This window comes from Rhizobium sp. RHZ01, from assembly GCF_014851595.1.
Taxonomy (GTDB): Bacteria; Pseudomonadota; Alphaproteobacteria; order Rhizobiales; family Rhizobiaceae; genus Rhizobium; species Rhizobium altiplani.
Map to the genome: position 1 here is coordinate 1 of NZ_JACUZZ010000008.1, position 26,652 is coordinate 26,652.

Below are 26,652 nucleotides of genomic sequence, written 5' to 3' on the forward strand. Positions count from 1 at the left end.
ACCAGTGCAGCATCTGCACTTCCTTCACATCCGCAGCCTTGGCAGCACCCAAGCCCGCAACACTCATCGTCACCAACGCTGTCGTCAGCAAAAACTTGCGCATCGTTTCCTCCCGGTTTGCAAGTTCGAAGGTGCGGGACCATTCCCGCACCGATTACCCGCCCTCCTCGGGCGTAGTCTCGTTGCCGGTTATCCCAGCGTTTCCCTCTTCGGCATCCACCAGTTTGTCCGGGCGCCGATATGCATGTTGAGCGTCTTGGTCTCGGTGTAATCCTCCACCGCATGGCGGCCGAGTTCGCGGCCGAGGCCGGATTGCTTGTATCCTCCGAACGGCAGCTCGGAGGCGCCGTCCATGAAGGTGTTCATCCAGACCGTCCCTGCCCTGACCTTCCGACCGATCGTCAGGCAGGTGTCGAAGTCACGGCTCCAGACGCCAGCGGAAAGGCCGTAGTCTATGGAGTTGGCGATCGCGATCGCCTCACTGGTGGTTTCGAACGTGAGGACGGACAGCACCGGTCCGAAGACTTCCTCGCGCGCAACCGCCATGCCTGGCGTGACAGCTTCGAGGATCGTCGGCGCCATGTATTGCCCCATGCCCAAGTCGAGCTTTTCGCCGCCATGCGCCACCTGCGCACCGCTGCTCGTCGCACCGGCCACGTAACCGGCAATCTTTTCCAGATGCTGCGGCGTGATGATCGCGCCCACTTGCGTTGTCGGATCGAGCGGATCGCCAACCTTGACGTCCTTGGCGAGTTCGGCGACGCGCTTGACCACATCGGAAGCGATGCTCTTGTGCAGGATAAGGCGCGAGCCCGCATTGCAGCACTCGCCGGCATTGAAATAGGCGCCGAAGACGGCCGCGTCGATGAACGCATCGAGATCCGCATCCGGGAATACAATCTGCGGGTTCTTGCCGCCCAGTTCCAGCGAGACCTTCTTCAGCGTCTGCGCGGCATTCGTCATGGTGAGCTTGCCGACGCCGGTTGAGCCGGTGAACGACACCATGTCGACCTCAGGATGGGACGTCATGATCGCGCCGACCTCTGGTCCCGTGCCGGTGACAATGTTGACGACGCTATCGGGCACGCCTGCTTCCTGAAGGATTTCGCCAAGAACCAGCGTCGAGCCCGAGGTCAGTTCGGATGGCTTGACGACCGTGGTGCAGCCCGCCGCCAACGCAAAGGGAAGCTTCTGGCCGACGATCAGGAAGGGGAAGTTCCAGGGAGTGATGATCGATACGACGCCGATCGCCTCACGCAGGACAACGCCCAGCGTGCCGTCTCCAAGCGTGTTGTAACTTTCGCCATGAAGATCGCGGGCGAGCGCCGCTGCGTATCGCCAAATGTCGACCGAACCGGCGATTTCGCCGCGCACCTGGGAGATCGGCTTGCCGGCCTCGATCGCGTCCAGGTAGGCGAGTTCGTCCGCACGGGCTGAGATCAGGTCGGCAGCCTTGAGCAAGATGGCGGAACGTTCGGATGCCGTCATTCTGGGCCAGGGACCCGTGTCAAACGCCTTGCGGGCGGCTTTGATGGCGCGCTCGGCATCGGCTTTGCTTCCCGCCGGAAAGCGGCTCACGACGACGCCATGGCTTGGCGCCACGCGCTCGATCGGCTGGCCGGAGCCGGCCTCCCACTTGCCATCGACCAGCATCTTGAAGTCGCGGGCCTTGTGATCGCTAAGCGCCTTGGGAGTAACCAGAACCGTCATTACCATTCTCCTTTAAAGTGTGCAGGGCGTTTTTCGGTGAACGAAGCCACCCCCTCATTGAGGTCGCCGGTCTTCGCAACGAGGATCGAGCCCAGCGCCTCGACGGCCGTGCCATTGTCCTCGCCGTTCGCGGAGGCAATCATCAGCTTGACCACTTCAAGAGCAGCCGGCCCCCTCATCGCGATGCGGGCCGCATATTCCTTGGCCGCTTCCACGGCATTACCGGTCGATGTCACCACATCGACGATGCTAAGCGCGCGGGCTTCCTCGGCGGTGAAGATCTCACCGCCCAGCGCCATGCGCCTGACCACCTGCGCGCCGAAGCGCTTCACAAGACGCTGCGTGCCCGACCAGCCGGGAACCATGCCGAGGCCTGTTTCCGGAAGTCCGATCTTGATGTTCTCTTCGGCAATGCGAATGTCGGCGACGCCGGCAAGCTCCAGCCCACCGCCGAGCGCATGGCCGTTCAAGGCCGCGATCAGAGGCATTCTGAGGGTCGCAAGTCTTTCGAAGATGCGATGTCCGTGGCGTACCCAGGCATGACCAAACTCCTGTGGCCGCATGCCACCCCAGGCCTTGATGTCGCCGCCCGCTGAGAAGCCCTTGCCTTCGCCTGTCAGGATCGCCACACGAACGTCGCCGTTAGCCTCGACGTCATCGGCGGCATCTGCCAGCGCCTTGAGCATGTCGAGATCAAGCGCATTCAGCTTTTCCGGACGCGATACCGTCATGATCGCGATGTGATCTTCGACGTGGATCTTGACCGTGCCGCTAGCCATTGAACGTGCCCTCCAGGACGCGGGCGCTCTTCTTCGGTAGAGTCAGGCCGATGTTTGCTTCACCAAAGAGTTTCGCATCCATGACCTTGAGGTCCTCTGCTATGATGAGCGAGAACTCGGACTGATCGAGGATATGGGCCTGCAGGTCGACACCCGGCGCAATCTCCGTGAGAACAATGCCTTCAGGCGTCAGCTTCATCACGCATCGTTCGGTGACATAAGTGATGTCCTGGCCCTGCTCGATCGCCCGCTTGCCGGAGAAGGTGACATGCTCGACCTCGTTGACGAGCTTCTTCAACTTGCCTTCCTTCTCGATCACGAGCTTGCCGTCGACGATCGCGAGCTTTGCGCCGGCATTGAACATCCCCGAGAAGACGATCTTCTTCGCACGCGCCGTGATATCGACGAAGCCGCCGGCACCCGCGGTGACGTGGGGACGGAACGACAACTTCGAAACGTTCACCGAGCCATCACGGCCGATCTCGAGGAAGGAGAGCAACGAGGCGTCGAAGCCGGCGCCCTGGAAATAGGTGAACTGGTATGGCGAGGGCATATAGGCGTCGGCGTTGGATGCACAGCCGAACGCGAAGTCCAGCAACGGGACACCGCCGACGGCACCCTGTTCGATGACCCAGGTGACGGAGCCGTGCAGCCCTTCCTCAAGGAGGATGCGCGGCACGTTGGCGGAAATGCCGAAGCCCAGATTGACGCAGCTGCCTGCCTGCAACTCTTGGGCAACGCGGCGCGCGATGACCTTCTGGATGTTGAATTCCGGAACGCGGAAGCTCTCCAACGGGCGAAAGATCTCGCCTGAGATAGCCGGATCGTAGAGCGTCTGAGTGGTCTGCTTCTGGTCCGGATCGACGATCACGTAATCGACGAGCATACCGGGGACGCGCACGTCATGCGGCTTCAGCGAACCTTCCTTGGTGATCCGCTTGACCTGAGCGATGACGATGCCGCCATTGTTGCGGGCAGCAAGCGCCTGGTCGAGACCGCCGAGATAGGCACCCTCGTGTTCATAAGTCAGGTTGCCGCGCTCGTCCGCGGTCGTCGCGCGGATGATGACGACCTGCGGCACGATCGACGGGAAGAACAGGTAGTCGTCGCCTTCGAACGAGACGCGCTTGACCACCGGGTCCTGGGCAGCGAGGTCGTTCATCGCGCAACCCTGCCTCTTTGAATCCACGAACGTGTCGATGCCCACCTTTGTCAGGACACCCGGGCGTTTGGCGGCAGCCTCCCGGTGAATATCGAACATGATGCCCGAGGGAATGTTGTAGGCCGGAATTTCGTTGTTCGTGATCATTTGCCAGATCAGCGGCGGCTCCGCGCTGGATGGTCCCGACGGATAGGAGCCGCCGATGATACATTTGAGCAGGCCCTTCTTGGCGATATAGTCCACACCCCTGATACCGCTCATGTCGCCCGCCGCGATGGGATGCAGCGTCGTGATATCGCGCGGATGACCGGTGCTATCGAAGCGCTCGCCGATCGCCTTCAGCATCAGGTCGGGGCAACCGAGGCCGCTCGACGACGATACGGAGACAACCGCTCCGTCGGGGATCAGTGCTGCGGCTTCCGTCGGGGTAATGTGCTTGCTCATCTGATTACTCAAAGCCCTTTTTCGATTTTCACGGCCGAGCCGCTTTTCGCCGCCTCGACAACGGCGGGACCCGTCGCCAGCGACCAACTCATGCCTGCCTCCTGTTGGAACCGCCTGCCAGATTTGCTCCACAGGTCTCCCGGACCACGAGCCGTACAGAGGAGACGATCGACTCCGCTTCCGCCCTACCCGCGCTGATCTGCTTCAGAAGCAGTTGCGCTGCGCGCCTGCCCATTCCCTGCGGATCCACCGAGATCGTCGTCAGCGCCGGAACGGCGGCCTTTGCCTCGATGACGTCATCGAAGCCGACCACTGCAAAGTCACGTCCAGGCTCGAGGCGCTGGGCGCGAAGCCCGTCGCACACACCGAACGCGACTGCGTCGTTGAAACACACAGCGGCAGTGGGAGCGGCAGCGATTGCCAGCGCTCGGCCGATCGCATCGACACCACCAGCTCTCGAGGGGGCGGAAGGCAGGATAAGATCTTCGTCAAGCTCAAGGCCGCAAGCCGCTATTGCGCCGCGATAGCCGTCGATGCGCTCGTCGAAGACCGCCGTATCACTAAAGCCGCCGATGAATGCGATCCGGCGGTGGCCAAGCGAAGCGAGATGCTGCACGCCAGCAGATATTCCCTCGCGATTGTCCGAAACGACGGACGAGACCTTAGCTCCCGGAACGTTGCGGACAGCAACGACGACGGGAATGCCAGCGGCGACCAGCGGCTTCAGGTCAGCGGCTTCGGTCGCACGGGCGGGCGACATGATCAGCCCTGAAATCCCATGCTCGCGCATGGAGGCGATAACTTCCCGCTGTCGGTCCAGGTTCTCGCTGGTATTGGACAGGAACTGGACGAATCCCGCGGACTGGACGACCATGTCCACACCAACGGCGAGTTCCGCGAAGAACCCGTTGGTCAGATCGTTGACGACCACGCCGATAATTTTCGACTTCGAACCGGATTGGCGCAGATTGGCGGCTCCGCGATTGTACACGTAGCCAAGCTCGCGCATCACCGCATTGACCTTCGCTCTCGTGCCGTCGTTCACCAGGGACGATCCTTGCAAGACAAGCGAAACGGTCGACTTGGAGACGCCCGCCGCCTTCGCAATATCGATGACGGTGACCCGCCCTTTTGTCATGAGATCCTCCAATGGCCTTAGCCACGGCGCCCAAATAATTGGAACGTTCCAATTTTGTCAAGTGGCAATTCCGCATTTCTTGCCGGAAAAGCAATCGCCATACAGGAATTACGCCTCTGCGCTTCGGAATATCTAAGCCACGGAAAATACATCAATATCATCTACAGCGCTTGCTTATTCGCAAGAAATTGGGTCGGTGTCGATCTAGAATATTTTGGAACGATCTAAGTTAAACCAACCGGAGGTCGCGCATCAACGCTCCCCGCTGCTGAGCAAAAGTCACGGACATGTAGTGTCGGTAGGCTGGGAAACCGGCCCAGACGGTCTTTTGGATCTCCGCGCTGAGTCCCTTTACGCTGCGCGACCACTTGGCCCGCCGCTCCCAAGCGCCGACTGGCCAGCAGTCAGTCGCCAGCGGTGAAGCCACCTATGGCATGCGTCAAAAATCCATGGTGAGATCGGCCGCTGGTAGGCCTGAGCTCGTGGAAGCCGTGATAGACAGCGCTGCGCCAACCGGAACTCGCCGCGTCAGAACTCCCCGATCAAACCGCGATCGGCGCCTTGATGCTGGCGTCGGCTTCGTAGCCGACCAGCTCGAAATCATCGAACTTGAAGCCGAAGATGTCCTTCACGTCGGGGTTGATCCGCATGAACGGCAATGGCTTTGGCGTGCGCGTCAGCTGCAGCTTCGCCTGCTCGAAGTGGTTGTGATACAGATGCGCATCGCCGAGCGTGTGCACGAAATCGCCGAGCTTCAGGCCCGTTACCTGCGCCACCATCATCGTCAGCAGGGCATACGAGGCAATGTTGAAGGGTACGCCAAGGAAGATGTCGGCCGAACGCTGATAGAGCTGACAGGACAGCTTCCCGTCGGCGACATAGAACTGGAACAGGCAATGGCAAGGTGGCAACGCCATGTCATCCACCTCGGCAGGGTTCCATGCCGAAACGATATGCCGGCGTGAATTCGGGTTCTTGACGATGCCCGAAACGAGATTGGAGATCTGGTCGATATGGCCGCCATCGGGAGCAGGCCAGGAACGCCACTGTGCGCCGTAGACCGGCCCAAGGTCGCCGTTTTCATCAGCCCATTCGTCCCAGATCGAGACGCCATTGTCCTTGAGGTAGCCGATATTGGTGTCGCCGCGAAGAAACCAGAGAAGCTCGTGGATGATCGAACGCAGATGCAGCTTCTTGGTCGTCAGGACCGGAAAGCCCTCCTGAAGATCGAACCGCATTTGATAGCCGAACACCGAGCGTGTGCCGGTGCCCGTTCGATCGCCACGATCGGTTCCGTGTTCCATGACATGCTTCAAGAGATCGAGATACTGCTTCATCGTCCGCCGCCGATTCCGTTCCGTACCTATTTAGGCGTTTTACCCGTCGAAACCAATCATAGTGCGGCTATTATCCCGGCAATTCTCCGCGATACCTGCCAGACGGTCGGAGGCGCTTTCAGGCTACCGTCAGGTTTGCGTGTCGCCCTATGCTCAGCGCGGGGGCGCTCCACGGGGTTCAGCACTGTCAGTATATTGGCGGCAATTCACGCCGCTCTCCTTTGGGACCAACCGCTTTTTTTGGGGGGGGGAAATGATGGCAGAGAGCCCGATACGATTGCAGCTGCGAACAGAGCGGCGGGACGAAGAATTCGCCAAAGAGGATCAGCCGATTGGCGACTTCACCTTCAATGCGAAGGTCGCAGATGTCTTTGACGACATGGTCAGCCGATCCGTGCCGTATTACGAAGAAATGCAGCGGATGGTCTGTGAGTTGGCGCAGGACTTCGCCGTACCGAACACCAATCTCTACGATATCGGCTGCTCGACGGCGACGACATTGCTTACGCTCGACCGAATGATCGATCCGAACGTCACTTTCATCGGCATCGACAATGCCCCTGACATGCTGGAAAAGGCGGCACAGAAAATCGAGCATGCAGACGCGCGGCGCCCGATCGACTTGAAAGTCGTCGATCTCCACCAGGGTCTTCACATGGAGAACGCCAGCGTCGTCACCATGCTGCTGACGCTGCAATTCATTCGCCCGCTGTTTCGCGAGCGCGTAATGAAGATGATCTTCTCCGGCCTGAACGATCAGGGCTGCCTGCTCCTCGTTGAGAAATTGACCAGCGAGGATACGGCCTTCAACCGGCTGTTCATCTAGCACTATTACGACTTCAAGCGACGAAACGGCTACTCCGAAATCGAGATCGCCTAGAAGCGCGAAGCGCTTGAAAATGTGCTCATCCCCTATCGTCTGGAAGAGAACATGCAGCTTCTGAAAGAGGTCGGCTTCCGCAGTATCGAGGCCTTTTTCCGCTGGTACAATTTCTGCGGCATCGTGGCCGTCAAGTGAGTCTGGGCGCAGAAATGAAAACAGCCATGATCCATATCGGGAACTTCTTCTTCAAATATCGCAATCAGGTGTTCCCGCTCATAATTGTCACCTTGTTTCTGATGACGCTACCCCCCTCGGAAATCGGGGGAAGCGTTACGGCGGAGCGTGTTAAAGACGTAGTTGCACTTCTGATCCTGCTTGCCGGCCTGGCTTTGCGCGCAACCGTGATCGGCTATGCCTATATTCAGCGAGGCGGCCTGAAGAAGCGCGTCTACGCCAGCGATCTTGTGACCGAGGGGATGTTCGGGTCTGCCGCAACCCGCTCTATGTCGGAAACATGCTGATCTATGCAGCGGTCTTCTTGCTGCATGGAAATCCAATGGTCGTAGTTGTCGGCATAGCGCTCTTCATGCTCATCTACCAATGCATCGTCTACGCCGAGGAAGCATTTCTCGAAAACAAGTTTGGCGACGCCGACGTTCCGCGCTGGATGCTTCGCCTTGGCAATTTTGCGCCGGCAACGCAAGGGATGGTGTTCAATGCGAAACGCGTCATCGCGAAGGACTATTCGACTGTTTCCGCCGCGCTTCTGGCCGTTCTCCTGATCGAGATCTACCGGGTCGCCAGCGCAGCCAATGCGCTGTCTCTCCCCTATCTATCTCTTCTTGTCTTCTTCATGGCCGTCGTGGGCGCTGCGACCGGTATGGTGAGTCTGCTCAAGAAGCGCGGTGTTTTCAATGAGGCAACGGCCGTCTGCTAGAGCACGGGCGAAATTCCTGCAGTCCCGCTCACTACGAAACGGTTTTGTGACAACACCTCTTCCCAACCGAGGCGGAAAACACTATATCAGCCATGCCGGTCCTCGGGCCGGCTATGGCGATAAATGAGCGGTGTAATAAACCTATTGGACCCGGGGGCGGTACCCGGCGCCTCCACCAAAAACCGGCGGCTTGCAACAAGATGGCCGGCTTTTGATGGGGGCGAAACAGGATCGACAAGGGTGTAAAGATCGTCTTTTTGCTCGGCATTGTACCGCCGTTATCGGGCTAAAATTGTAGTTGCAAACGACAACTATGCGGAAGCTCGTCTCGCTGCTTAATCGCGGTGTGACACTTCAAATAAAGCCCTAGTGGTTCGCACCTCTAGGCGGGGTCCGAAGGCACCTGGCAACAGAAGCCTTCACCTTCTCCCTTGCGCGCAAATCATGTATGGTTTGGTCAAGCATGACTCGGCTCAGGCCTTTTCCAGGGCGTCTTGGCATGCCATACAGCCTTGGGAAACGAGTCCGAACCAAAAGAAAGACAGGAAAGCATGGGGCAGGATCACATCCGTTACGACATTCTGGCACAGGACGCACTGCGCGGCGTCATCCGCAAGGTCTTGTCTGAAGTTGCCGCGACGGGCCGCCTGCCGGGCGAGCATCATTTCTTTATTACCTTTCTGACCGGCGCCCCTGGTGTTCGCATCTCGCAGCACCTGAAGGCGAAGTATCCGGAACAGATGACTATCGTCATCCAGCACCAGTTCTGGGAACTGAAGATCACGGAGACCACTTTCGAGATCGGCCTTTCCTTCTCGGATGTTCCGGAAAAGCTCTTCATTCCGTTCAACGCCATCCGCGGCTTCTATGACCCGTCCGTGAACTTCGAGCTGGAATTCGACGTGCCTCTCGCTGACAGCGAAGAGCTTCCCGCCGCTGAAATCACCGCCTATCCGGTTGCGTCCGAGAAGTCCGAGGAAACGCCCGCCGCCAAAACCGATGGCGAGGAAAAGAAACCCGGCTCGGTCGTCTCGCTCGACGCCTTCCGAAAGAAGCAGTAAAACCAAGGGAAGCAACTGCTTCCCTTTTTCAATTCCGATCGAGGCCAACCGTGACCGCCGAAGTCGTCAATCTCCGCCAGTTCAAAAAGAAACAGGCCCGCGCCGACAAGGCGAAGCAGGCGGAGCAAAACCGTATCTCCTTTGGCCGCACCAAGGCCGAGAAGCAGCTGACGAAGGCGCTCAATGAGAAGGCCGAACGCTCTCACCAGCAAGGCCGGATAGAGAAATCTGAAGACGACAAATGAGCGCCCCGAGAAACGCAAAAGATTCCGGGATCAATCAGTTGGCAGGCTTTCTGGAATCAACGTGTCAGCGGCTCGAACCGAATTCTGAAGCCTTGCGATGATCCGCAAGCACTCGGCTACTCTACACGGACACCGCACCAGCTTCTCGTTGGAAGACGAGTTCTGGACCGAGTTGAACATAATCGCCAAAGCGCGCGCCATCCCACTCGCAGCCTTGATTTCCGACATAGACGATCAGCGACAGCCGGAGAGCAACCTCTCGTCAGCGCTGCGCGTCTATGTCCTTCATTGGCTGAAATCCGAGAGCGCGGGCTAGTTCGCCTCGAAGGCTACCGCGCGTGAGGATGCCCACATACCGCGATCGCAAACACACTACTGCGGCACCTGCACGCCCGGCAACCCCGGCACCGTTTCGAAATTGAGTGAGTTCTCCGGGGGCACGGTAAGCTGCTCCTGTGCCCGTCGCGCCGCCTCTGCGGCCGCTTTTGCGCCCTCCGCCGCCTTTGCCTTGGCGCGCGCTTCGGCTTCAGCGTCAGCCTTTGCTTTCGCTTCCGCTGCCTGCCTATCGCGCTCGGCCTGCGCGGCCAAAGCTCTCAGGCGCTGCTCTTCCGCCTGCCGTTGCGCCTCGAAGGCTGCGGCCTTCTGGCGCTCGATATCGTTGAACTTGTAGAGAGCAACTTCACGGCGCAGTCGCTGCTTCTCCAGTACGTTGGACTGCAGGCGCTCGACGCGCCGGCGTTCGCGCTCGTAGGCGCGCAACGACAGGAAGCCGGTGATGTCCGTGACATCAATGGTTCGCCCAGGCGACGCGAGCAGTCCTGAAAAGTCGAGTCGTACCGCAGGCTCCGCACCGGGAAGCACCTCGCCACCCGGATTCAGTGCAATGTTGAGCGACGCATTGATGCGCTCCTGTGGCAGGTCGATCTGGCCGTTGCCGACGAGCTTTGCCTGGTCGGTCGTCACGCTGACGTTCTGAAAGCGCAGAACCCCATCCGTCACGTTGAACGGAATCGCAGTCGGCGGCAGCTTCGCTTCGCCGTTGTTGAGCAAGGTCTCGACGATCGGATGAACCTTGCCGGCATTCAGCTGATCCTGCATCGGATCGGTGGCGGCCAGTAATGGCGCCAGCATGCCGAGATTGAGACCACGTACGCTGATATCGCCAAGCCGAAGCTCGCCGGAGCCGTTCAAAGAACCAGCGATATCCTTCATGGACTTGCCGGAAGCCTCCATGGAGAGCCCAAGCCCGAACTTGCCGTTGGCGACCGGCGCGCCATCGCGGGGCCACACGACACCGGCCAAATCCGCATCTGCCAGCACCAGTTGCGTCTGGAAGAAGCCCGTACCGTCAGCATTGGTAAACAGCAGGCTGCCGTTGACGCTGCCGCCATCCCAACCGCCCTTGATGTCGTTCAGCTGCAATTCGTCGCCCCTGTAGGCCACGTTTGACGTGAAATCCGAAATCGCGCCGGACCAGCCAGGCCAGAATTGCTTGGCGGAGAGCTTGAGGTTGACGTCCAAATCCTTGAAGATCGGCAAGCCCAGCGCGCCGGCCGACAGGTCGCCGGTCGCCGCATCCGTCATAGGTCCGTAAACAGCTTCCCCTAGCCAGGTGGCATCGGCCTTGGATAGCGCCAATTCGCCCGTCGCCGTGGTCTTTTCCGCTTTACGGTCGACGGTCAGGGCGCCGCTGAACTCGTTGTCGGCGGCATGTCCTGCGATATCCGCAAAGGAAATCTTGTCGCCATCGATGGTCGCGTTCGTTGTCAGCTTGAACGGCAGGCCCGTACCCATTTGCGGCACAGCGATGCCGTTCATGACAAGATACGGATCAAGATCGGCACTCTCCAGGGATACTGCAAGCTGTCCGTTCATGAAGGCCTGCGGGCGAACGTCCACCTTGCCGCCAGCCGTAAACGATGTGCGGTCGGTGGCAAATGTCAGCTGGGCGTCGGCAGGATCCGTTCCTTCTGCCTGCACCTTCAGGGTCAGGCGGCCATTGGCATCGGCCTCGACCGGCAACGGATCAAGACCCGCCTGCCCAAACAGGATCGAGGTGACGCTGTTCTCAAGCGTCGCCTCAAGGCTCGTTGTGCCCTTGCCCGTCAGCGCCAGAAGATCCGACATGCGGTAGTCGAGGTTGACACGACTGCCGTTGGTCACCCCCGCCAATGTCAGGGTCAGGCCGTCGCCCTCGTCGCCTCCGAGAGTCAAAGCTCCGCGCAGTGCGGTATTCGTGTACCATGCGGCATTGCGCACAAGCCTATCCACGACCGGATGCTGCGGCAGATGCTGCTTGAGCATTGTGAAGAATGAGCCCGGATCCGCCGATTTGAAGGTGATTTCCCCAGAGCCCTTGTAATCGAGCAGCGATCCCTCGGCGCGACCGGTCGCAGTCACTTCGGCACCCGCCAGGTTCTTGATAGAAAGCTTGTCGACCGCGAGAGCCCCATCGGCAATTGCAAAGCTCGCCTCGACATCGCCCGCTTCGACGCCGAAGGCTGTAAACTTGTCGGCCTTGAGCCGTGCAGTGATCTTGTGATCGAGTACGTTGTCGCCGCCATCCTGGCCGGTGAACAGCCCTGTCAGCGCACGCAGTGCATCCAGATCGAGTGCGTCGCCGGCAAGCGCGACATCAAGCGTCGGTACCTGGTTGGCCAACGCCTGTCGGTCCATCCGACCCTTCAACGTGGCCTGTCCAACGGCGATTTCCAGGTTGTTGAACGTCTGCCGGTCATGCGTGAGGCTGACATCAGCGGAAAAGCCCGCCTGCCGCAGTTGCCGGATCGCCGGATCGACTGAGCCGGAAAGCCATGCCGCAAGGCCCGTGGGCTGATTGGAGGCCACCGTGATCTGCCCAACGAACGATGCTTGCCCCTGCAAATTGAGCTTGCCCTGGCCTTCCACCTGTGTGCGTCCCGGAAGCGTGCCGACCACGTTGTCGATGATCCAGCCCTTGCCAGCGGGTTGCACATCGAGCTGGATATCGCGGATTGTCGTGTCGCCGGCGACGATCGCCGGCAACCGAACGGTTGCCTTACCCGGCACCTGCGGTACAGGCACTTGCGAAACGATCTGAATCAGCGCGTTCAGGCGCTGCCGCGCCGATAGGCCGGGATCGCGCGTCGTCTTGCCATTCGCACCCTGATTGCCGATGCGATTGACGTCGATCTGCTGGCCGTTCGCAATCAGCAGGAATTGCGGCTGGCTTCCGGTGTCCAGGGCCGCCTCGCCCGTGACCACATAGGGATCATCGGTGGCTCCGATCTCGAGACGGTATTCCGGTATACGAATGCTCTCGTTCGTAAGCTCGAACTTGCCTTTCAGTCGCGGAGGAACATCGGTCTTGTCGGCCGCCTTGGCGTTCCGGCTCTCGATCGATGCAGATATCGCTCCCTGATAGTTCGGCCTGCGGTCGACAAGTTTCAACTCGCCATCGAGATCGACGATCACCGGTTGCTTGTCGGGCTGCAGTCGCGTGCGCATCCGCAGGATCCCGTTCTCATCAGGCTGATTGCTGGCGATCATGAAACTCCCATGTGCGCCATCCAGCGCCGCATCGCCTTCGATCCTCCACGGACCGGCAAGCGACTTAGCCGACATTTCGGCGTTCAGTCCTGTGATGCGGCGCGACCGCCCTGACTGATCGTCAATGAACTGAATATCGCCGCCAGTAACGTGGACGTTTTCGAGAACAACCGTCTTGGCCGGAATTTCGGGTTGGCTGCCACGGGTCCAATCGAGCGTGCCATCCTTCAAGAGGCGCAGCTTCACCCGCGGATTGACCACGCGCATGTCGAAGATCAACGCCTCGCCGGAAAGGAAAGGCGCGAGTTCAGCATCCATGGAGAACTGCTCGATCTGCACGATCGGCGACCCGTCGACCTCCTGTCCAACGCGTACATCATGCAGCGTCACCGAAGGGAACGGCAGAAGGCGCGCGTCCACCGCTCCGTGCACGACGACCTTTTTGCCGATAATCCGGCTCGCCTGATCCTCGAAATTCTTTCGGAAATCGGTCCAATCGATAAACAGCGGTGCCAGCAGCGCTACGAACAGCGCCACCACAATCACTCCGCCCAAAAAGACGAGGAACCGGCCTACCAACTCAACTATTCTCCATTCGGGAATCCATCGCGGACACTAGAGCATGATCCCGAAAGCTGTGAAGCAGCTTTCGGGCAACATCATGCCCTATTTAATTGATTTGGAGATGAATTCGCCTCATCGCCAGTCAATCTTCCGTAGCGTCAACCCTGCCGGCCCACAGGCTCGACGGAATCCTACTTCAGGTGCGGTGGAATATCTTGCCAGGATTGAAGATATCATCCGGATCGAGCGCCTTCTTGACCTGCCGCATCAGTTCAACCGTGCCGCCGAGCTCCTCTTCCAGGAATGCCATCTTGCCCTGGCCGATGCCGTGCTCGCCAGTGCAGGTGCCGTCCATCGCCAGAGCGCGAGCGTTGAGCCTGCCGACAAAGGCCTCGGCAGCAGCAATGCCCTCCTCGGTCTTGTCGTCGAACAACAGGAGCACATGGAAGTTTCCATCGCCTGCATGCCCGACGATCATCGCCAGCAGGCCATGTTCCTCTATATCGATCTGCGTCTCGCCGATACAATCGGCAAGACGGGAAATAGGCACGCAGACATCCGTCGAGAGCGCGGCCAATTCCGGCGCCAGCGCGCGCGATGCCCAGTAGGCATCGTGCCTTGCCTTCCAGAGCCTGCTGCGCTCCTCGGCGTTGACTGTCCATGAGAACGCGCCGCCTCCACATTCGGAGGCAATCTCGGCAAACTGTTCCGATTGCAGGGCAACGGTTTCATCCGTGCCATGAAACTCGAGGAAGAGCGTCGGCGTTTCCTCGTAGTTCAGCTTGGAATAGGCATTGCAGGCACGAATTTGCAGCGCATCGAGAAGTTCGATGCGGGCGACGGGAATGCCCATCTGGATGGTCATGATCACGGCATCGCAGGCGGCCCGAACAGTCGGAAAGGCGCAGACGCCACCGCCGATCTTCTGCGGGATGCCCTGCAGCCTCAGCGTCACCGACGTTAGTATGCCAAGCGTGCCTTCCGCGCCGACAAACAGCCGGGTCATATCGTATCCGGCCGACGACTTGCGGGCGCGTCGTGCTGTACGAATTTCCTCTCCGTTCGCGGTAACCGCGGTCACGGCAAGCACATTGTCCTTCATCGTGCCGTAGCGCACGGCATTCGTTCCGGAGGCCCGCGTCGAAGTCATGCCACCGATCGAAGCGTTTGCTCCAGGATCGATCGGGAAGAATAGACCGGTGTCACGGAGATAGGTATTGAGCTCCTCCCGCGTCACCCCGGGCTCGACGGTACAATCGAGATCCTCAGCATTGACTTCAAGAACCCGGTTCATTCGACTGAAATCGATCGATATACCGCCATTCGGCGCATTGACCTGCCCTTCCAGCGACGAGCCGGTGCCGAAGCCAATGACCGGCACCTTGTGCTCGGCGCAAATCTTGACTGCGGCCTTCACATCGTCGGCACTCTCTGCAAAGAGCACGCCGTCTGGCAGCTGAGCCGGGATGTAGGTAGTAGTATGCGCGTGCTGTGCGCGGAAGGCCTCGCCGGTCTGGAAGCACTCACCAAAGCTCTGTTTCAGAACAGCAAGAGCGGCGGTGATGCCTGTTTCGTGCCGTGTTCCGGATTTTGCATCTTTGAGCGCCATCTCTTTGATCTCCTTCACCTTCACACCCGGAGGCAGGTTGGTATGAGACAAGAGACGGCGCCTGTCTAGTGCATGATTAAGGGGAACGTCCCCGATCGAGCACCCTTAGACCACCGGCGGGTTTAGCCGCGCAAACGCTTCCTGCCTGCGGTATGGGAAGTAGGGATAGGGCGCGGTTACACTGCTCGCTTTGTCGAGCTTTTCCACCTGCTCCTTGGCCAATGACCAGCCGACGGCACCGAGATTCTGCCGCAGTTGCTCCTCGTTGCGCGCGCCGATAATGACGCTGGAAACAGTGGGGCGACCGATCAGCCAATTGAGCGCGATCTGCGGGACGGTCTTGCCCGTTTCCTCGGAAATCTCCAGCAGCGCATCTACGATATCATAGAGCTTCTCATCATCGACCGGCGGCCCGAATTCAGCCGTCTGGTGCAGCCGACTGCCTTCTGGCAATGGTTGGCCACGGCGGACCTTGCCGGTGAGACGGCCCCAGGCAAGCGGACTCCAGACCAACGCACCGACGCCCTGGTCGGCAGCGAGCGGCATCAGTTCCCATTCGTAATCGCGGCCGGCAAGGGAGTAGTAGACCTGATGCGCAACATAGCGCGGGTAGCCATGCCGCCCAGCAATGCCGAGCGACTTCATCAGCTGCCATCCCGCGAAATTGGAGACGCCGACATAGCGGATTTTCCCTGCCGCGATCAGCCCGTCCAGTGTTGCGAGTACCTCTTCGATCGGCGTCGAAGCATCGAATGCATGGAGCTGCAACAGGTCGATATAGTCGGTCCCTAGGCGTTTCAACGCCTCGTCAGTGGAACGTATCAGGCGCGAGCGCGACGTTCCCCAATCACCCGGTCCGTCGCCCATCGGTAGCGCGATCTTGGTTGAGATCAGCACGGCGTCGCGCCGGCCGGCGATAGCCTGGCCAAGGACTTCCTCGGAGGCGCCGCCCGAATAGACATCTGCGGTGTCGAAGAGATTGACGCCCGCTTCCAGCGAAATGTCGATCAAGCGTCGAGCTTCGGCGGCGTCCGTGTTGCCCCAGGCACCGAAGAGCGGACCCGAGCCTCCGAATGTTCCCGCACCGAAGCTCAAAACCGGCACCCTGAGGCCCGATGCGCCGAGATTTCTGTATTCCATGGTCGGTCTCCTGTTGTGGACTTCAGAAGAGATAGACACTGAATCTATCGTGATATAGATTGCCGGGAGGAAAACTATCCATGAATTGAATTCATCATGAGCAGACAAGACATCAATCGCTCCGGCGAAATGGAAGTCTTCGTGCGTGCCGTCGAACTCGGCGGTTTCACGGCCGCAGCGCGTGCCTGCCGCATGACACCATCTGCCGTCAGCAAGCTTGTGGCGCGCCTTGAGGCACGCCTCGGCGCTCGCCTCGTCAACCGTTCGACCCGCAAGCTGCATCTGACGCCGGAGGGATCCGCCTTTTATGAGCGTAGCGTTTCGATCCTTGCGGACATCGCGGAGGCCGAACGCTACGCCTCCGCCGGCGAGCAGGCCGCGGGTCCCATCCGCATCAACACGAGCGCTTCCTTCGGCCATCATATCCTTGCACCGCTCGTTTCGGATTTTCTGGCGCTCAATCCCGCCGTCACCCTCGACATCTCTCATACCGATGCCATTGTCGATCTTGTCGAGGATCGCGCCGATGTGGCGATCCGCGCCGGACCGTTGAAGAGCTCTAGCCTCATTGCGCGCAAGCTTGGCTTCACCCGCAACGTCATCGTGGCATCGCCGGATTATTTGAAACGCGAAGGCGAACCGAAGACGATCACGGATTTGAAGCGCCATCGCCGTGTCGGCTTCTCCTACGCACGCAGCGTTCAGGGCTGGCCGTTACTCGATGGTGGCGAGACCATTGGCCTGCCGATTACGCCAGGCGTTCAGGTGGGTGATGGCGAAGCGATGCGATACATGGCGCTGTCAGGCGCAGGCCTGGTCCGCCTCGCCACCTTCACCGTTCGCGCCGATATCGAGAGCGGGCGGCTGGTGCCCGTTCTCGAGGATCTCAACCCCGGCGACATCGAGGAGTTCTACGCCGTCTACATTGGCCAGGGCGGTCCGTTGCCGGCTCGCGTGCGGGCCCTGCTCGACTTCCTGGCGGAGCGTGTCAGCCTCTGACCTCGCGAAACCGACAGGATTTCGCAATTGACCGCTTCCCCGGCAGGCGCCTATATCGCCGCATATCCTCCGGCCCCTCCGGCCGGCTTCTTTTGCCAGCCAGTGCTGCTCTCCTGCTTCGCCTGATCGCGGCTCCAGCATTGGCAAGACATGCATGGGAATCATGCCGTTGTACGACGCCAGCCGTTTCTTTCGATACGCCAGCCTGCCGCGATGGTTTCTCCTGCTCAGTATCTCGACCCTGCTTGTGGTCGGGCTTGAAATGCTCGGGCTGCCAGCCTCGCTCCTTATCGGCCCGATGGTGGCGGCAATCATCCTTGCCCTTTCCATCGGGCAGGGATCGCTTCAGGTGCCGCGCTGGCCACTCCTCTTCGGGCAGGCGCTCGTCGGTTTTCTGATGGCGCGCGCCATCACTGTCGATATCCTCAAGACCATGGCGACCGACGCGCCACTTTTTCTCGCGATGATCTTCTCCGTCATCGTTGCCGCGGCCGGCCTTGGCTGGCTGCTGACGCGCTGGCAGGTCTTGCCGGGAACGACCGCGGTTTGGGGTTCCTCGCCAGGCGCGGCGTCCGCGATGGTCATCATGTCCGAAGCTTATGGCGCCGATGCCCGTCTCGTCGCCTTCATGCAATATCTGCGGGTGGTCTTCGTCGCGGTGGCGGCCTCGGTTGTCTCGCGCCTCTGGGTTGCCGCCGATGGTGGCGAAGCGCCGCCCTTCATCCTCTTCCCGTCGGTCGACTGGCAGGCGCTGGCCGCCACTGTCGCCCTCACCTGCCTGTCCGCCTACATTGCGGTGCGCTTTCGCATTCAGGGCGGCACGATCACCGTGCCGTTGGTTCTCGGCGCGCTGCTTCAAGGGTTCGGGTTGTTCAAGATCGAACTTCCGCTCTGGCTGCTGGCGATCAGTTATGCCCTGATCGGCTGGAACATCGGACTGCGTTTCACACGCCGCATCGTCATGCACGCCGCGCGTGCCCTGTCCCGCGTCGCGGCCTCTATCCTGCTGCTAATGTCGATCTGCGGCTGTATGGCCCTTGCCTTGCACAAATTCGCCGGCGTCGATCCGCTGACGGCCTATCTGGCGACCAGTCCCGGCGGGGCTGATTCTGTGGCGATCATTGCGGCGTCAACCGACGTCAACGTGCCCTTCGTGATGGCGATGCAAACCGGCCGCTTCCTGGTGATCCTGTTTACTGGCCCAATGCTGGCACGCTTTATCGCGCGCCGCTCCGGCCTTGCGGAGAAGCCCGTCTAAGGCTCGCCCATTGGCCGGGCGTCATGCCATAGGCCTTTTTGAAATGACGTGTCAGATGGCTTTGGTCTGCAAAGCCCGTCGCCGCGGCCACATCCGAAAGCCCGTCACCCACCCCGATCATGGCGCGCGCCTGCTGCAGCCGCCGCATGAGCAGATAGCGATGCGGGCTTGTGGCGAAGGCGGCCCGGAAGTGCCGCGAAAGGGAGAAGCGGTCGAGACCGGTGACCGTCTCCAACTCACCGGATCGCACCGCTTCCGTCGCATGTGCTTCGAGATAATCGCGCGCCAATCTAGCACGCTGCCACGCAACGTTGCCGAGCGGCCGCCGCGGGGTCTTTGCATGCTTTGCAAGTCCGCCGGCAACACGCGAAACAAAGTCGTCGACGAACAACTCGTCGAGCTCGCGATCCAGCTCACTGAGTGCAGCTAGCAGCGTACCCGCCAAAACCGGATCTCCGATGACAGGGTCGTCAACGAAGGGCAGCCCGATCTTTTCCGCTCCAAGGCATTGGAGCAGTAGCGCCGGCTCAAGATAAAGCATGCGATATTGCAGCCCATCATCGGTGCCTGCTCCACCATCATGCTCCTCGTCCGGATGGAGCACGAGCACCTGCCCGGGCATGCTGAAGCGCCGCTGGCCGCGATAAGAAAAGGTCTGCACGCCTTTCATCGTGACGCCGAGAGCATAGGTATCGTGGCGATGCGGCTCGAAGGCCTTGCCGGAAAACTGCGCTTCCATCCGCTCGATTCCCGGAAAAACCGGCGCAATCACGATCCTGTCTGCGCCGGGCTCCGTGCACAAACGTTCAAGACCCTCGAAGGCGTGACTGGTTACATCCTGGTCCAACGCGACTTTCGAACCTGCATGAAAGAGACTGGAATGTTTGATACCAAAATTGCGATCGTCCTGCGAAACAATCTTGCATCCTGGCAGAAGCTGAACGTCACGGCTTTCCTGATGAGTGGCATTGCCGGCCAGCACCCCGAGATGATCGGCAAGGCCTACAAAGACCGCGCCGGCAATCTCTACAATCCGCTTTCCATCCAGCCGATCATTGTACTGTCTGCAGAGGACGAAACGATGTCGACAATCCACCGCCGCTCGCTCGAGCGCGGCATAACCTCGTCGCTGTTCATCGAGGAGATGTTTGCAACCGGCCACGACGCCGCCAACAGGGCCGTCTTTGCCGAATACGCACCCGACGATGCCAAGGTCGTCGGCATAGCCATCCGGGCCGAAAAGAAGATCGTCGACAAGATCACCAAGGGCGCGACGATGCATCAATAACGAAAACGGCCGGGCGCTGGCCCGGCCGTTTCTCTTGACTGAAGTCTGGATCAGCTCTGCGTGACAGGCGCAATCTGGATTTCGACGCGGCGGTTCTGAGCACGTCCAGCTTCCGTAGCGTTGGAAGCGATCGGCTGCGACGGACCGAAGCCGACAGCGGAAACGCGGCGCGGGTCGATGCCCTGCGTGCCGAGATAATCGGCAACCGACATGGCGCGGCGCTGTGACAGATCCTGGTTGTGCTGCAAGCTGCCGGTCGAGTCGGTGTGGCCGTTGACGTCGATCAGCGTGCGGTTAAACTTGCGCAGGACGATCGCGACAGAATTCAGCGTTGGATAGAAGCCAGACTTCACAGCGTCCTGGTCAACATCGAACGTGATGTTGGACGGCATGTTGAGGATGATGTTGTCGCCGCGGCGGGTCACCGAAATGCCCGTTCCCTGGAGCTGGGCGCGCAGTTCCGATTCCTGCTGGTCCATGTAGTTGCCGATCGCACCGCCTGCGAGCGCACCGACGCCGGCGCCGATCAGCGCGGCATTGCGACGTCCGACCGGCGAGCCGCCGACCGCCAAACCGGCAAGCGCGCCAACGCCGGCACCCAGCAGCGCGCCGCCCGATGTATTCGACATCTTCTGCTCGCCCGTATAGGGGTCGGTCGTGGTGCAAGCACTAAGGTAAGTTGCGGCAACAGTCAAAAGTATGAATTTCTTGATCATGGACGGGCGAATCTCCAATTCGGTGTTAATGCGACCAGTATTAAGGATTGCGGCAACAAGATGAAGCAGACGCTGCAGATGCTCGAAATTGGGCAAAAAGCACAACTACTGCGGACGGCAAGCAACAACAACGGCCAGGCCGCTAAGTCGCCCGTCGGAATCTAAGCGACAGTTCTACTTCAAGACGACCGGTTAGAAGTTCTGGAAGAGTTGGCGAACCGTGTCGTAGCTGGCGTTGGCGATGTTCAGCGACTGCAAGCCAAGCTGCTCTTGGGTTTGTAAGGCACGCAGCAGGCTCGACTGCTCTTCCATATCGGCGTCGATCAGACGGCTGATGCCGCGGGAATAGGAGTCGTCCAGCGACTGCGCGAAGTCGCTCTGGATGCTGATGCGCTTTTCAAGCGCACCGAAGGCCGAGCCAACCGTCGTCATCTGGTTCAGCATCATATCGACGACGGTGATCATCTCCTTCACCTGCGCCTGCGTCGTGCTGCTCGAAACACCGATTTCAACCTGCCCAGCCGTGTTACCAGCGCCTTTGAGCATCACATAGTTCTGCGAGGCACCGGCCTCGGTCGCGAAATACTGGGATGTAAGAGCGCCATATTCACCGGAACCGGTGGTACGGTCGTCAATCAGGTAGCGAGCATCCTTCGAGGTGGTTGCCCCAACGGGCGCGAGATCGACCTCATAGCTCAGCATATCGACCTTCACCGTTCCGTCGGAATAGCGGACGAACGACGACGGGATCTCCCTCGGCTTGGAGGGATCGGCCGAATCGTCGATCGTAACCCAGTTGTCGCCGTTGAACTCCGCCGACTGCGCGACCGACCGGAGCTGATCTTTCAGGTGGGCGATATCGGTGTTGATCTTGTCCTTGTCGACACCAGACTCGGTCGCTGCGACCAGCTTTGCCTTGATCTCGCTGACGAGATCAATTGCGCTGTCGACGGCGTTATAGGCCGTGCCCATCGTCGCAGCCGCCAGGCCGAGAGCGTCGCGAATGGCCGATTGAGCTTTCTGATCAGTTTTCAGGGTCGAACTAATCGCCCAATAGGCGCCGTTGTCGGACGCTCTTTCGACTCTGAGGCCGGTAGACACCTGCCTCTGGGTTTTGGTCATGTCGCGACCGATGTCGCGCAATACATACAGCGCGGCATCCACCGAGGTGCGCCGATAAATGCTCAAGGTACTGTACTCCGAACACAACAATACACTGATACAAACAAACCGTACCGCGAACGATCATTGTCCGGGAGCGCCTGAACGAGGCACCAGGGCGGCCCTCAGAAAACGCTGGAGGACCTTTCGGCTTCTGTCGGAATGATTACCGCTCACACTTAAAAAACGTCTAAAATTTAGAAGAAATTCATCCAATCCTACAACTTTTTATAAGCCATAACTCGCAGGACCTTACCCGCTGAAGGCGCGGTTCATTCTGCCGCCTCCAGCCGGCCTGCCTTGGCGGCAGGGCGCGGACGCGATGCGTGCGCCATTTCTTCGTGGAGCCGCTCCTCTTCGTGAGCATGCGGCTTCGCGAAGCGGGCAATCAGCAGGTAAGCGACCGGCGTAATATAGAGCGTCACCAGTGTCGCAAAGCCAAGCCCTCCAACGATAACCCAGCCAAGCGCAATGCGCGCTTCCGCGCCAGCGCCATGGGCGAAGACCAGCGGAACGCCGCCGAGGATCGTCGCTATCATGGTCATCATCACGGGGCGCAGGCGTAGCGCGCACGCCTTCTCAATCGCCGTGCGCACCTCCTCGCCGCGATCGCGGAGTTGGTTGGCAAATTCAACGATCAGAATACCGTTCTTCGCCATCACGCCCACAAGCAGAACAAGGCCGATCTGGCTGTAGATATTGAGGCTCGACCCGGTAATGATCAGCGCGAAGACGGCGCATGCCAGCCCGAGCGGAACCGTCGACATGATGATAACCGACGACAGCACACTCTCGAACTGCGCGGCCAGAACCAGGAAGATGATGACGATTGCAAAGCCAAAGGTCAGTGCCATGCCGCTTGAGTTCTCCTCCAGCGTCGCCGCCTCGGCAAGTGGCACGAGACGCGCACCGGCAGGCAGGATCGATTTGGAGATCTCGGTTACTTCCTTGACGGCATCTCCGAGCGAAAGACCATTCTTCAGGCCGGCCGTGATCGCTACCGACGCAAGCTGCTGTTCGCGGTTCAATTGCGGCGCGACCGAGCTCTCCGTCAGTGACGCGATTACAGACATCGGCACGATTTTGCCATCGCCCGTCTTCAGGAAGACGTTCTCTAGATCCGTCGGATCGTCGAGTGGTCGGGTGTTCGACGTGAGCAGCACCGGATAGGCTTCGCCCTTGACGAAAACGTCAACGACCGATCGCCCTTCCAGGAGCGACTGCATAGCCGTTGAAAGGCCGGTGATGTCGATCCCGAGATCGGAGGCACGCTCGCGGTCGATCGTCACCGACACCTGGGCCTGGGTCGGTTCGTTGGTCAGTCGCGGCGTATCGTAATGGCCCGTGGCGTCGAGGGCCTGCACCAGTTGAGCAGCCGCAGTCGTCAGAGCCTCGTGATCGTTGCCGACCAAGGCCATCTGCAGTCCGTTGCCGGCGCCGCGGATGCGCAGGCTGTTCGATTGGATCGCATTGCCGCGCAGCGCCGGAACCCTTGCTGCGGCCCGGTTGATATCGGCCACGATCTCCGCCTGTGTGCGATGGCGTTCACCCCACGGCGCCAGCGTCAGCACCATGAAGCCGCTGTTGACCTGTCCGCCCTGTCCCGAGATCGAAAAGACATTGCTGATATCGCCGCTATTGACAAGCGGCTGGAGATATTCCTCCACCCGTTGCATCTTGTCGCGCGTGTATTCGAGACTTGACCCCTGCGGCGTGGTCAGGCGCATCATCACCATCGCGCGGTCTTCGTTCGGCGTCAGCTCGCTTCGAACCGTCTGGAAAGCAAGAACAGCGGCACCGGCAAAAAGCAACGAAGCGACGACGACCACAAGCGGTGCATTCAGGCAGGCGTGCAGCGACCATCGGTAGGCGTCGGCGAACCACCTTCCGAAACGGCCAAGAAGGCCATGGTCCTCAAGCATCTCCTTCGTCAGTATCCGTGAAGCCAACATCGGACATAGCGTCAGGGCAACGATGGATGAGAGGCCAACCGAGAAAGCCAGCACGAAGCCGAATTCGCGGAACAGACCACCCACCTGCCCCGGCAGGAAGGAAAGCGGAATAAAGACCGCTGCAAGCGTCGCGGTCGTGGCGATGACAGCAAAGAACACTTCGCGCGTGCCGAGCACGGCAGCCGCTCGAGGTCCCATGCCTTCCGAACGGCGGCGAACGATGTTTTCGAGAACGACGATCGCGTCGTCAACGACAAGGCCGGTCGCCAACACGATCGCTAGCAGCGTCAGGATGTTGATCGAGAAGCCGACGAGATAGACCGCTGCCAGGGTTCCGATCAGCGCAACCGGCATGCTGACGGCAGGGATAATCGTCGCACGCCAGTCCCGCAGAAAGAGATAGATGACGCCGGTGACGATGACCGCGGCCAGGATGAGCGCCAGTACCACTTCATGGATCGCGCCCTGGATGAAGACGGCGTCATCGCTGGTGATGGCGATCCGCGTGCCTTCGGGAAGCGTTCTTGAAAGCTCGGCGACGGCGTCCTTGATGCCGTTGGAGATGTTCAGCGTATTCGATTGTGCCTGGCGGATGACGCCGAGGCCGATGCCGGGAACGCCGTTCGAGCGCAGCGCCGTCTGCCCGTCGCGCGGTCCGAGGGTAACATTTGCCACATCGCCGAGACGCACGTGGTTCTGCAGGATGACGTTGGAGAAATCCTCCGGCGTCTGCAAACTTGCCATCGCGCGGACAACGATCGTCTGCGTCGGGCTCTTTAGCGATCCGGCCGGCACGTCGAGAGCAGCGCTTGAAAGCGCCTTCGTCAGATCGCCAACGGTCAGCCCGCGACTGGCCAGTTCGCTCTGGTTCACGTCGACGCGGAAGACCTTCTCCTGGTCGCCGTAGGTTTCGACATCGGCAACGCCATCTACCGAGGCAAGCCGGTCGATGACCTGGTTCTCGACGAGAAGCGTCAGATCGTCCATGTTCAGTTTCGACGACGTAACGGCAAGACGCATGATCGGCTGAGAGTCGGAATCCGCCTTGACGATCTGCGGCGCATCCGCCTCTTCGGGAAGACGGTCGGCGATACGGCCGATGGCATCTCGCACGTCGTTTGCCGCTACCGCGAGATCGACGGAGTCAGAGAATTCGAGCGTCACCCGGCTCTGGCCGAACTGAGAACTGGAGGAAATGGATTTGAGGCCGCTGACGCGTGCGGCAGCGCCCTCGATCACCTTCGTCAGTTCCTGGTCGATAGTCTGTGGCGAGGCACCGTCGAAAGTCGTGCGCACCGTCACCACGGGTCGGTCAACATCGGGCAGTTCGCGCACTTCGATCCCGGCATAGGCTGCAAGGCCGGCAACGATCATCAGGGCGTTGAAGACAAGCGCAAGGATCGGGCGCCTGACAAACAGCGCGGTGAAGGTCTGTTTGCCGGAAGCCGGCTTCTCCTGCATCTCGGTCACGGTCATTGCGTGACTGGCTCCGAATTCGACGCCACTTCGCCGGCCACCCGTACCGCGCCGCCTTCACGGACACGCTGCAGCCCTTCGGTAACGATTGCATCGCCATCGTCCAGATCGGCCTTGACGAGAATATAGTCGGGATTGCGCTGCACGATGCTGACACGCACCTTGCCGGACTTGCGGTCGACGACCTGCCAGACGAACGCGCCTTGCGAATCCCACTGGATTGAGAGCGGATCGACCGCGGGATACTGGTCGCCGCCAAACCTCATCCCGACATTGAACGACATGCCGGCGCGCAGTTCGTCCGATGCGTTGTCGATTCGGGCCCGCACGCGCATTGTCCGGCTGGCGGCGTCAATGCGGTTGTCGATTGCCTCGACCGCGCCCGAGAATACCCGACCTGGCCGTGCCACCGACGTTGCCTCCACGGGCTGGCCGACCGTGATCGTGTTGGCGAAGCGTTCCGGCACCCAGTAGTCGACCAGGATTTCGGTCCGGTCGTCGAGGGTCGCGATCGGCGTCGTCGTCGAAACGTTGTCGCCGACGTTGACCGGGATGATGCCGACAATGCCATCGATCGGCGCGACAATGCTGCGACGCTCGAGATTGAGTTCGGCGGCCTGCAGTTGAAGGCGTGCGCCTTGCTCGGCGATTTCTGCATCGAAGACATCCATGCGCGACACGCTGGATTTGATGTTGTGGTAGAGGCTGGATTTCTCGACGGCGCTTTTCAGCGCCACATCGGCCTGACCGCGAGCGATGACCTGCTCTTCGCTGTCTAGCTTTGCAAGCACCTGCCCCTTGGTGATCCTGTCGCCCGACTTGATCAGGATCTCGCGAATTGTCCCGCTTGCCTGCGGCATCACCACCACGGAGCGGATGGCGTCGCCCGTGCCGATGGCACTCAGCCGATCATTGACGACACCACGAACGACGGCCTGCGTGGCGACCAGAACGGGCGCGTTTGCTCCGCCGCTGCGACGTCTCGATTGCCCTTCCTCGCTCCCCACCGGCTTCGGTGCAGCCTCACCGGGCGCCAGCTTTGAAACCTCTGAAAAGCCGGCCTTCCGTAGCGTCTCGCCAGCCCCTGGCACGAAGAAAACCCATCCAGCAAAGCCGGCCGCAATCACGACAAGGCAAACTATAAACTGCTTCCAAAATGGCATTCACGTCTCCAGAGGGACTCGAGGCTGGTCCAGGGTCTATCGAAAGAGGCGTTCGCAGGACAAATTGCCGCGCGTCTGCGACAATATTGTCTCTTTGCCGATCACCAGCAAGCGAATTGCTCCAGCATTACTGAATTGTAATTCAAGACTGAGTTACTGTCA

22 protein-coding genes and 1 other RNA gene are annotated in these 26,652 nt (G+C 60.1%); 10 read left to right on the forward strand and 13 right to left on the reverse strand.

The window, feature by feature from the left end; translation table 11 throughout:
- Positions 1-189: 189 nt before the first annotated feature.
- The 5 genes from IB248_RS10635 to IB248_RS10655 all read right to left on the reverse strand — a co-directional run bounded on the left by IB248_RS10635 (position 190) and on the right by IB248_RS10655 (position 6,570).
- The gene (locus tag IB248_RS10635) at positions 190-1,716 is read right to left on the reverse strand and encodes an aldehyde dehydrogenase family protein (protein WP_192240796.1); all 1,527 of its coding nucleotides are present in this window, start codon (positions 1,714-1,716) and stop codon (positions 190-192) included.
- The gene (locus IB248_RS10640; RefSeq protein ID WP_029792359.1) at positions 1,710-2,489 is read right to left on the reverse strand and encodes an enoyl-CoA hydratase/isomerase family protein; all 780 of its coding nucleotides are present in this window, start codon (positions 2,487-2,489) and stop codon (positions 1,710-1,712) included. Before IB248_RS10640 ends, IB248_RS10635 begins: the two co-directional genes overlap by 7 nt.
- Positions 2,482-4,095 carry an acyl CoA:acetate/3-ketoacid CoA transferase gene (locus IB248_RS10645; protein WP_029792358.1) on the reverse strand — a complete coding sequence of 538 codons (1,614 nt, stop codon included), beginning with the start codon at positions 4,093-4,095 and terminating at the stop codon, positions 2,482-2,484. The genes IB248_RS10640 and IB248_RS10645 overlap by 8 nt, the downstream gene beginning before the upstream one ends.
- Before the next feature lie 88 nt (positions 4,096-4,183).
- Positions 4,184-5,233: a LacI family DNA-binding transcriptional regulator gene (locus tag IB248_RS10650; protein WP_018858375.1), complete on the reverse strand. Its 1,050-nt coding sequence runs from the start codon at positions 5,231-5,233 to the stop codon at positions 4,184-4,186.
- Positions 5,234-5,775: 542 nt separating this feature from the next.
- Positions 5,776-6,570, reverse strand: a complete 795-nt coding sequence (locus IB248_RS10655) for a thymidylate synthase (RefSeq protein ID WP_018858374.1) — start codon at positions 6,568-6,570, stop codon at positions 5,776-5,778.
- A 253-nt stretch (positions 6,571-6,823) separates the two neighbouring features.
- On the opposite strand from IB248_RS10655, the gene IB248_RS10660 reads away from it, so the two are divergent.
- The 7 genes from IB248_RS10660 (at position 6,824) to IB248_RS10685 (ending at position 9,952) form a co-directional block, all read left to right on the forward strand.
- Entirely contained in the window at positions 6,824-7,396 is a 573-nt protein-coding gene (locus IB248_RS10660) for a methyltransferase domain-containing protein (protein WP_246779231.1), read from the forward strand.
- Positions 7,397-7,602: 206 nt separating this feature from the next.
- Positions 7,603-7,914, forward strand: coding sequence for a hypothetical protein (locus IB248_RS31670; protein ID WP_246733638.1), 312 nt, complete (start codon positions 7,603-7,605; stop codon positions 7,912-7,914).
- A complete protein-coding gene (locus IB248_RS31675) occupies positions 7,908-8,330 on the forward strand; it encodes a hypothetical protein (protein WP_245267977.1) in 423 nt (140 codons plus the stop codon). Before IB248_RS31670 ends, IB248_RS31675 begins: the two co-directional genes overlap by 7 nt.
- 55 nt (positions 8,331-8,385) lie before the next feature.
- Positions 8,386-8,754, forward strand: a transfer-messenger RNA (tmRNA) gene (gene ssrA, locus IB248_RS10670).
- Positions 8,755-8,881: 127 nt separating this feature from the next.
- On the forward strand, positions 8,882-9,391 hold the full coding sequence (locus tag IB248_RS10675; protein ID WP_029792357.1) for an SspB family protein: 510 nt from the start codon (positions 8,882-8,884) through the stop codon (positions 9,389-9,391).
- 50 nt (positions 9,392-9,441) lie between these two features.
- Entirely contained in the window at positions 9,442-9,636 is a 195-nt protein-coding gene (locus IB248_RS10680; protein WP_025659412.1) for a DUF4169 family protein, read from the forward strand.
- Positions 9,637-9,733: 97 nt separating this feature from the next.
- Positions 9,734-9,952 (forward strand): ribbon-helix-helix domain-containing protein, encoded by a 219-nt coding sequence (locus tag IB248_RS10685; protein WP_018858370.1) that lies wholly within the window; start codon positions 9,734-9,736, stop codon positions 9,950-9,952.
- A gap of 56 nt (positions 9,953-10,008) precedes the next feature.
- Here IB248_RS10685 and IB248_RS10690 read toward each other — a convergent pair whose 3' ends face one another.
- The 3 genes from IB248_RS10690 to IB248_RS10700 form a co-directional block, all read right to left on the reverse strand.
- The gene (locus IB248_RS10690) at positions 10,009-13,743 is read right to left on the reverse strand and encodes an AsmA-like C-terminal region-containing protein (protein WP_029792353.1); all 3,735 of its coding nucleotides are present in this window, start codon (positions 13,741-13,743) and stop codon (positions 10,009-10,011) included.
- Between the two features lie 181 nt (positions 13,744-13,924).
- Positions 13,925-15,337, reverse strand: a complete 1,413-nt coding sequence (locus IB248_RS10695; protein ID WP_029792352.1) for an FAD-linked oxidase C-terminal domain-containing protein — start codon at positions 15,335-15,337, stop codon at positions 13,925-13,927.
- Positions 15,338-15,442: 105 nt separating this feature from the next.
- Positions 15,443-16,477 carry an aldo/keto reductase gene (locus tag IB248_RS10700; RefSeq protein ID WP_029792351.1) on the reverse strand — a complete coding sequence of 345 codons (1,035 nt, stop codon included), beginning with the start codon at positions 16,475-16,477 and terminating at the stop codon, positions 15,443-15,445.
- A 96-nt stretch (positions 16,478-16,573) separates the two neighbouring features.
- On the opposite strand from IB248_RS10700, the gene IB248_RS10705 reads away from it, so the two are divergent.
- Positions 16,574-17,476 carry a LysR family transcriptional regulator gene (locus IB248_RS10705; protein ID WP_029792350.1) on the forward strand — a complete coding sequence of 301 codons (903 nt, stop codon included), beginning with the start codon at positions 16,574-16,576 and terminating at the stop codon, positions 17,474-17,476.
- Positions 17,477-17,639: 163 nt separating this feature from the next.
- On the forward strand, positions 17,640-18,734 hold the full coding sequence (locus tag IB248_RS10710) for an AbrB family transcriptional regulator (RefSeq protein WP_029792349.1): 1,095 nt from the start codon (positions 17,640-17,642) through the stop codon (positions 18,732-18,734).
- Here IB248_RS10710 and IB248_RS10715 read toward each other — a convergent pair.
- Positions 18,694-19,581, reverse strand: a complete 888-nt coding sequence (locus IB248_RS10715; RefSeq protein WP_169681424.1) for an AraC family transcriptional regulator — start codon at positions 19,579-19,581, stop codon at positions 18,694-18,696. The genes IB248_RS10710 and IB248_RS10715 overlap by 41 nt on opposite strands.
- Before the next feature lie 33 nt (positions 19,582-19,614).
- Here IB248_RS10715 and IB248_RS10720 point away from each other — a divergent pair, with 33 nt between their 5' ends.
- Positions 19,615-20,022 carry a DUF2000 family protein gene (locus IB248_RS10720; protein ID WP_018858363.1) on the forward strand — a complete coding sequence of 136 codons (408 nt, stop codon included), beginning with the start codon at positions 19,615-19,617 and terminating at the stop codon, positions 20,020-20,022.
- Between the two features lie 50 nt (positions 20,023-20,072).
- On the opposite strand, the gene IB248_RS10725 is transcribed toward IB248_RS10720, so the two are convergent.
- From IB248_RS10725 to IB248_RS10740, 4 genes are all read right to left on the reverse strand, one after another.
- Positions 20,073-20,738 (reverse strand): OmpA family protein, encoded by a 666-nt coding sequence (locus IB248_RS10725; RefSeq protein ID WP_018858362.1) that lies wholly within the window; start codon positions 20,736-20,738, stop codon positions 20,073-20,075.
- Between the two features lie 192 nt (positions 20,739-20,930).
- Positions 20,931-21,926: a flagellin gene (locus IB248_RS10730; protein WP_169681426.1), complete on the reverse strand. Its 996-nt coding sequence runs from the start codon at positions 21,924-21,926 to the stop codon at positions 20,931-20,933.
- A 245-nt stretch (positions 21,927-22,171) separates the two neighbouring features.
- Positions 22,172-25,327 carry an efflux RND transporter permease subunit gene (locus tag IB248_RS10735; RefSeq protein WP_169681428.1) on the reverse strand — a complete coding sequence of 1,052 codons (3,156 nt, stop codon included), beginning with the start codon at positions 25,325-25,327 and terminating at the stop codon, positions 22,172-22,174.
- On the reverse strand, positions 25,324-26,490 hold the full coding sequence (locus tag IB248_RS10740; RefSeq protein ID WP_169681430.1) for an efflux RND transporter periplasmic adaptor subunit: 1,167 nt from the start codon (positions 26,488-26,490) through the stop codon (positions 25,324-25,326). Before IB248_RS10740 ends, IB248_RS10735 begins: the two co-directional genes overlap by 4 nt.
- Between the last annotated feature and the right edge of the window lie 162 nt (positions 26,491-26,652).

Coding starts and splice junctions, on each gene's coding strand:
- IB248_RS10640 (WP_029792359.1), bottom strand. CDS start 2,489: ATGGCTAGCGGCACGGTCAAGATCCACGTCGAAGATCACATCGCGATC.
- IB248_RS10660 (WP_246779231.1), top strand. CDS start 6,824: ATGATGGCAGAGAGCCCGATACGATTGCAGCTGCGAACAGAGCGGCGG.
- IB248_RS10740 (WP_169681430.1), bottom strand. CDS start 26,490: ATGCCATTTTGGAAGCAGTTTATAGTTTGCCTTGTCGTGATTGCGGCC.
- IB248_RS10655 (WP_018858374.1), bottom strand. CDS start 6,570: ATGAAGCAGTATCTCGATCTCTTGAAGCATGTCATGGAACACGGAACC.
- IB248_RS10700 (WP_029792351.1), bottom strand. CDS start 16,477: ATGGAATACAGAAATCTCGGCGCATCGGGCCTCAGGGTGCCGGTTTTG.
- IB248_RS10725 (WP_018858362.1), bottom strand. CDS start 20,738: ATGATCAAGAAATTCATACTTTTGACTGTTGCCGCAACTTACCTTAGT.
- IB248_RS10735 (WP_169681428.1), bottom strand. CDS start 25,327: ATGACCGTGACCGAGATGCAGGAGAAGCCGGCTTCCGGCAAACAGACC.
- IB248_RS31670 (WP_246733638.1), top strand. CDS start 7,603: ATGAAAACAGCCATGATCCATATCGGGAACTTCTTCTTCAAATATCGC.
- IB248_RS10675 (WP_029792357.1), top strand. CDS start 8,882: ATGGGGCAGGATCACATCCGTTACGACATTCTGGCACAGGACGCACTG.
- IB248_RS10650 (WP_018858375.1), bottom strand. CDS start 5,233: ATGACAAAAGGGCGGGTCACCGTCATCGATATTGCGAAGGCGGCGGGC.
- IB248_RS10645 (WP_029792358.1), bottom strand. CDS start 4,095: ATGAGCAAGCACATTACCCCGACGGAAGCCGCAGCACTGATCCCCGAC.
- IB248_RS10705 (WP_029792350.1), top strand. CDS start 16,574: ATGAGCAGACAAGACATCAATCGCTCCGGCGAAATGGAAGTCTTCGTG.
- IB248_RS10720 (WP_018858363.1), top strand. CDS start 19,615: ATGTTTGATACCAAAATTGCGATCGTCCTGCGAAACAATCTTGCATCC.
- IB248_RS10685 (WP_018858370.1), top strand. CDS start 9,734: ATGATCCGCAAGCACTCGGCTACTCTACACGGACACCGCACCAGCTTC.
- IB248_RS10695 (WP_029792352.1), bottom strand. CDS start 15,337: ATGGCGCTCAAAGATGCAAAATCCGGAACACGGCACGAAACAGGCATC.
- IB248_RS31675 (WP_245267977.1), top strand. CDS start 7,908: ATGCTGATCTATGCAGCGGTCTTCTTGCTGCATGGAAATCCAATGGTC.
- IB248_RS10710 (WP_029792349.1), top strand. CDS start 17,640: ATGCCGTTGTACGACGCCAGCCGTTTCTTTCGATACGCCAGCCTGCCG.
- IB248_RS10635 (WP_192240796.1), bottom strand. CDS start 1,716: ATGGTAATGACGGTTCTGGTTACTCCCAAGGCGCTTAGCGATCACAAG.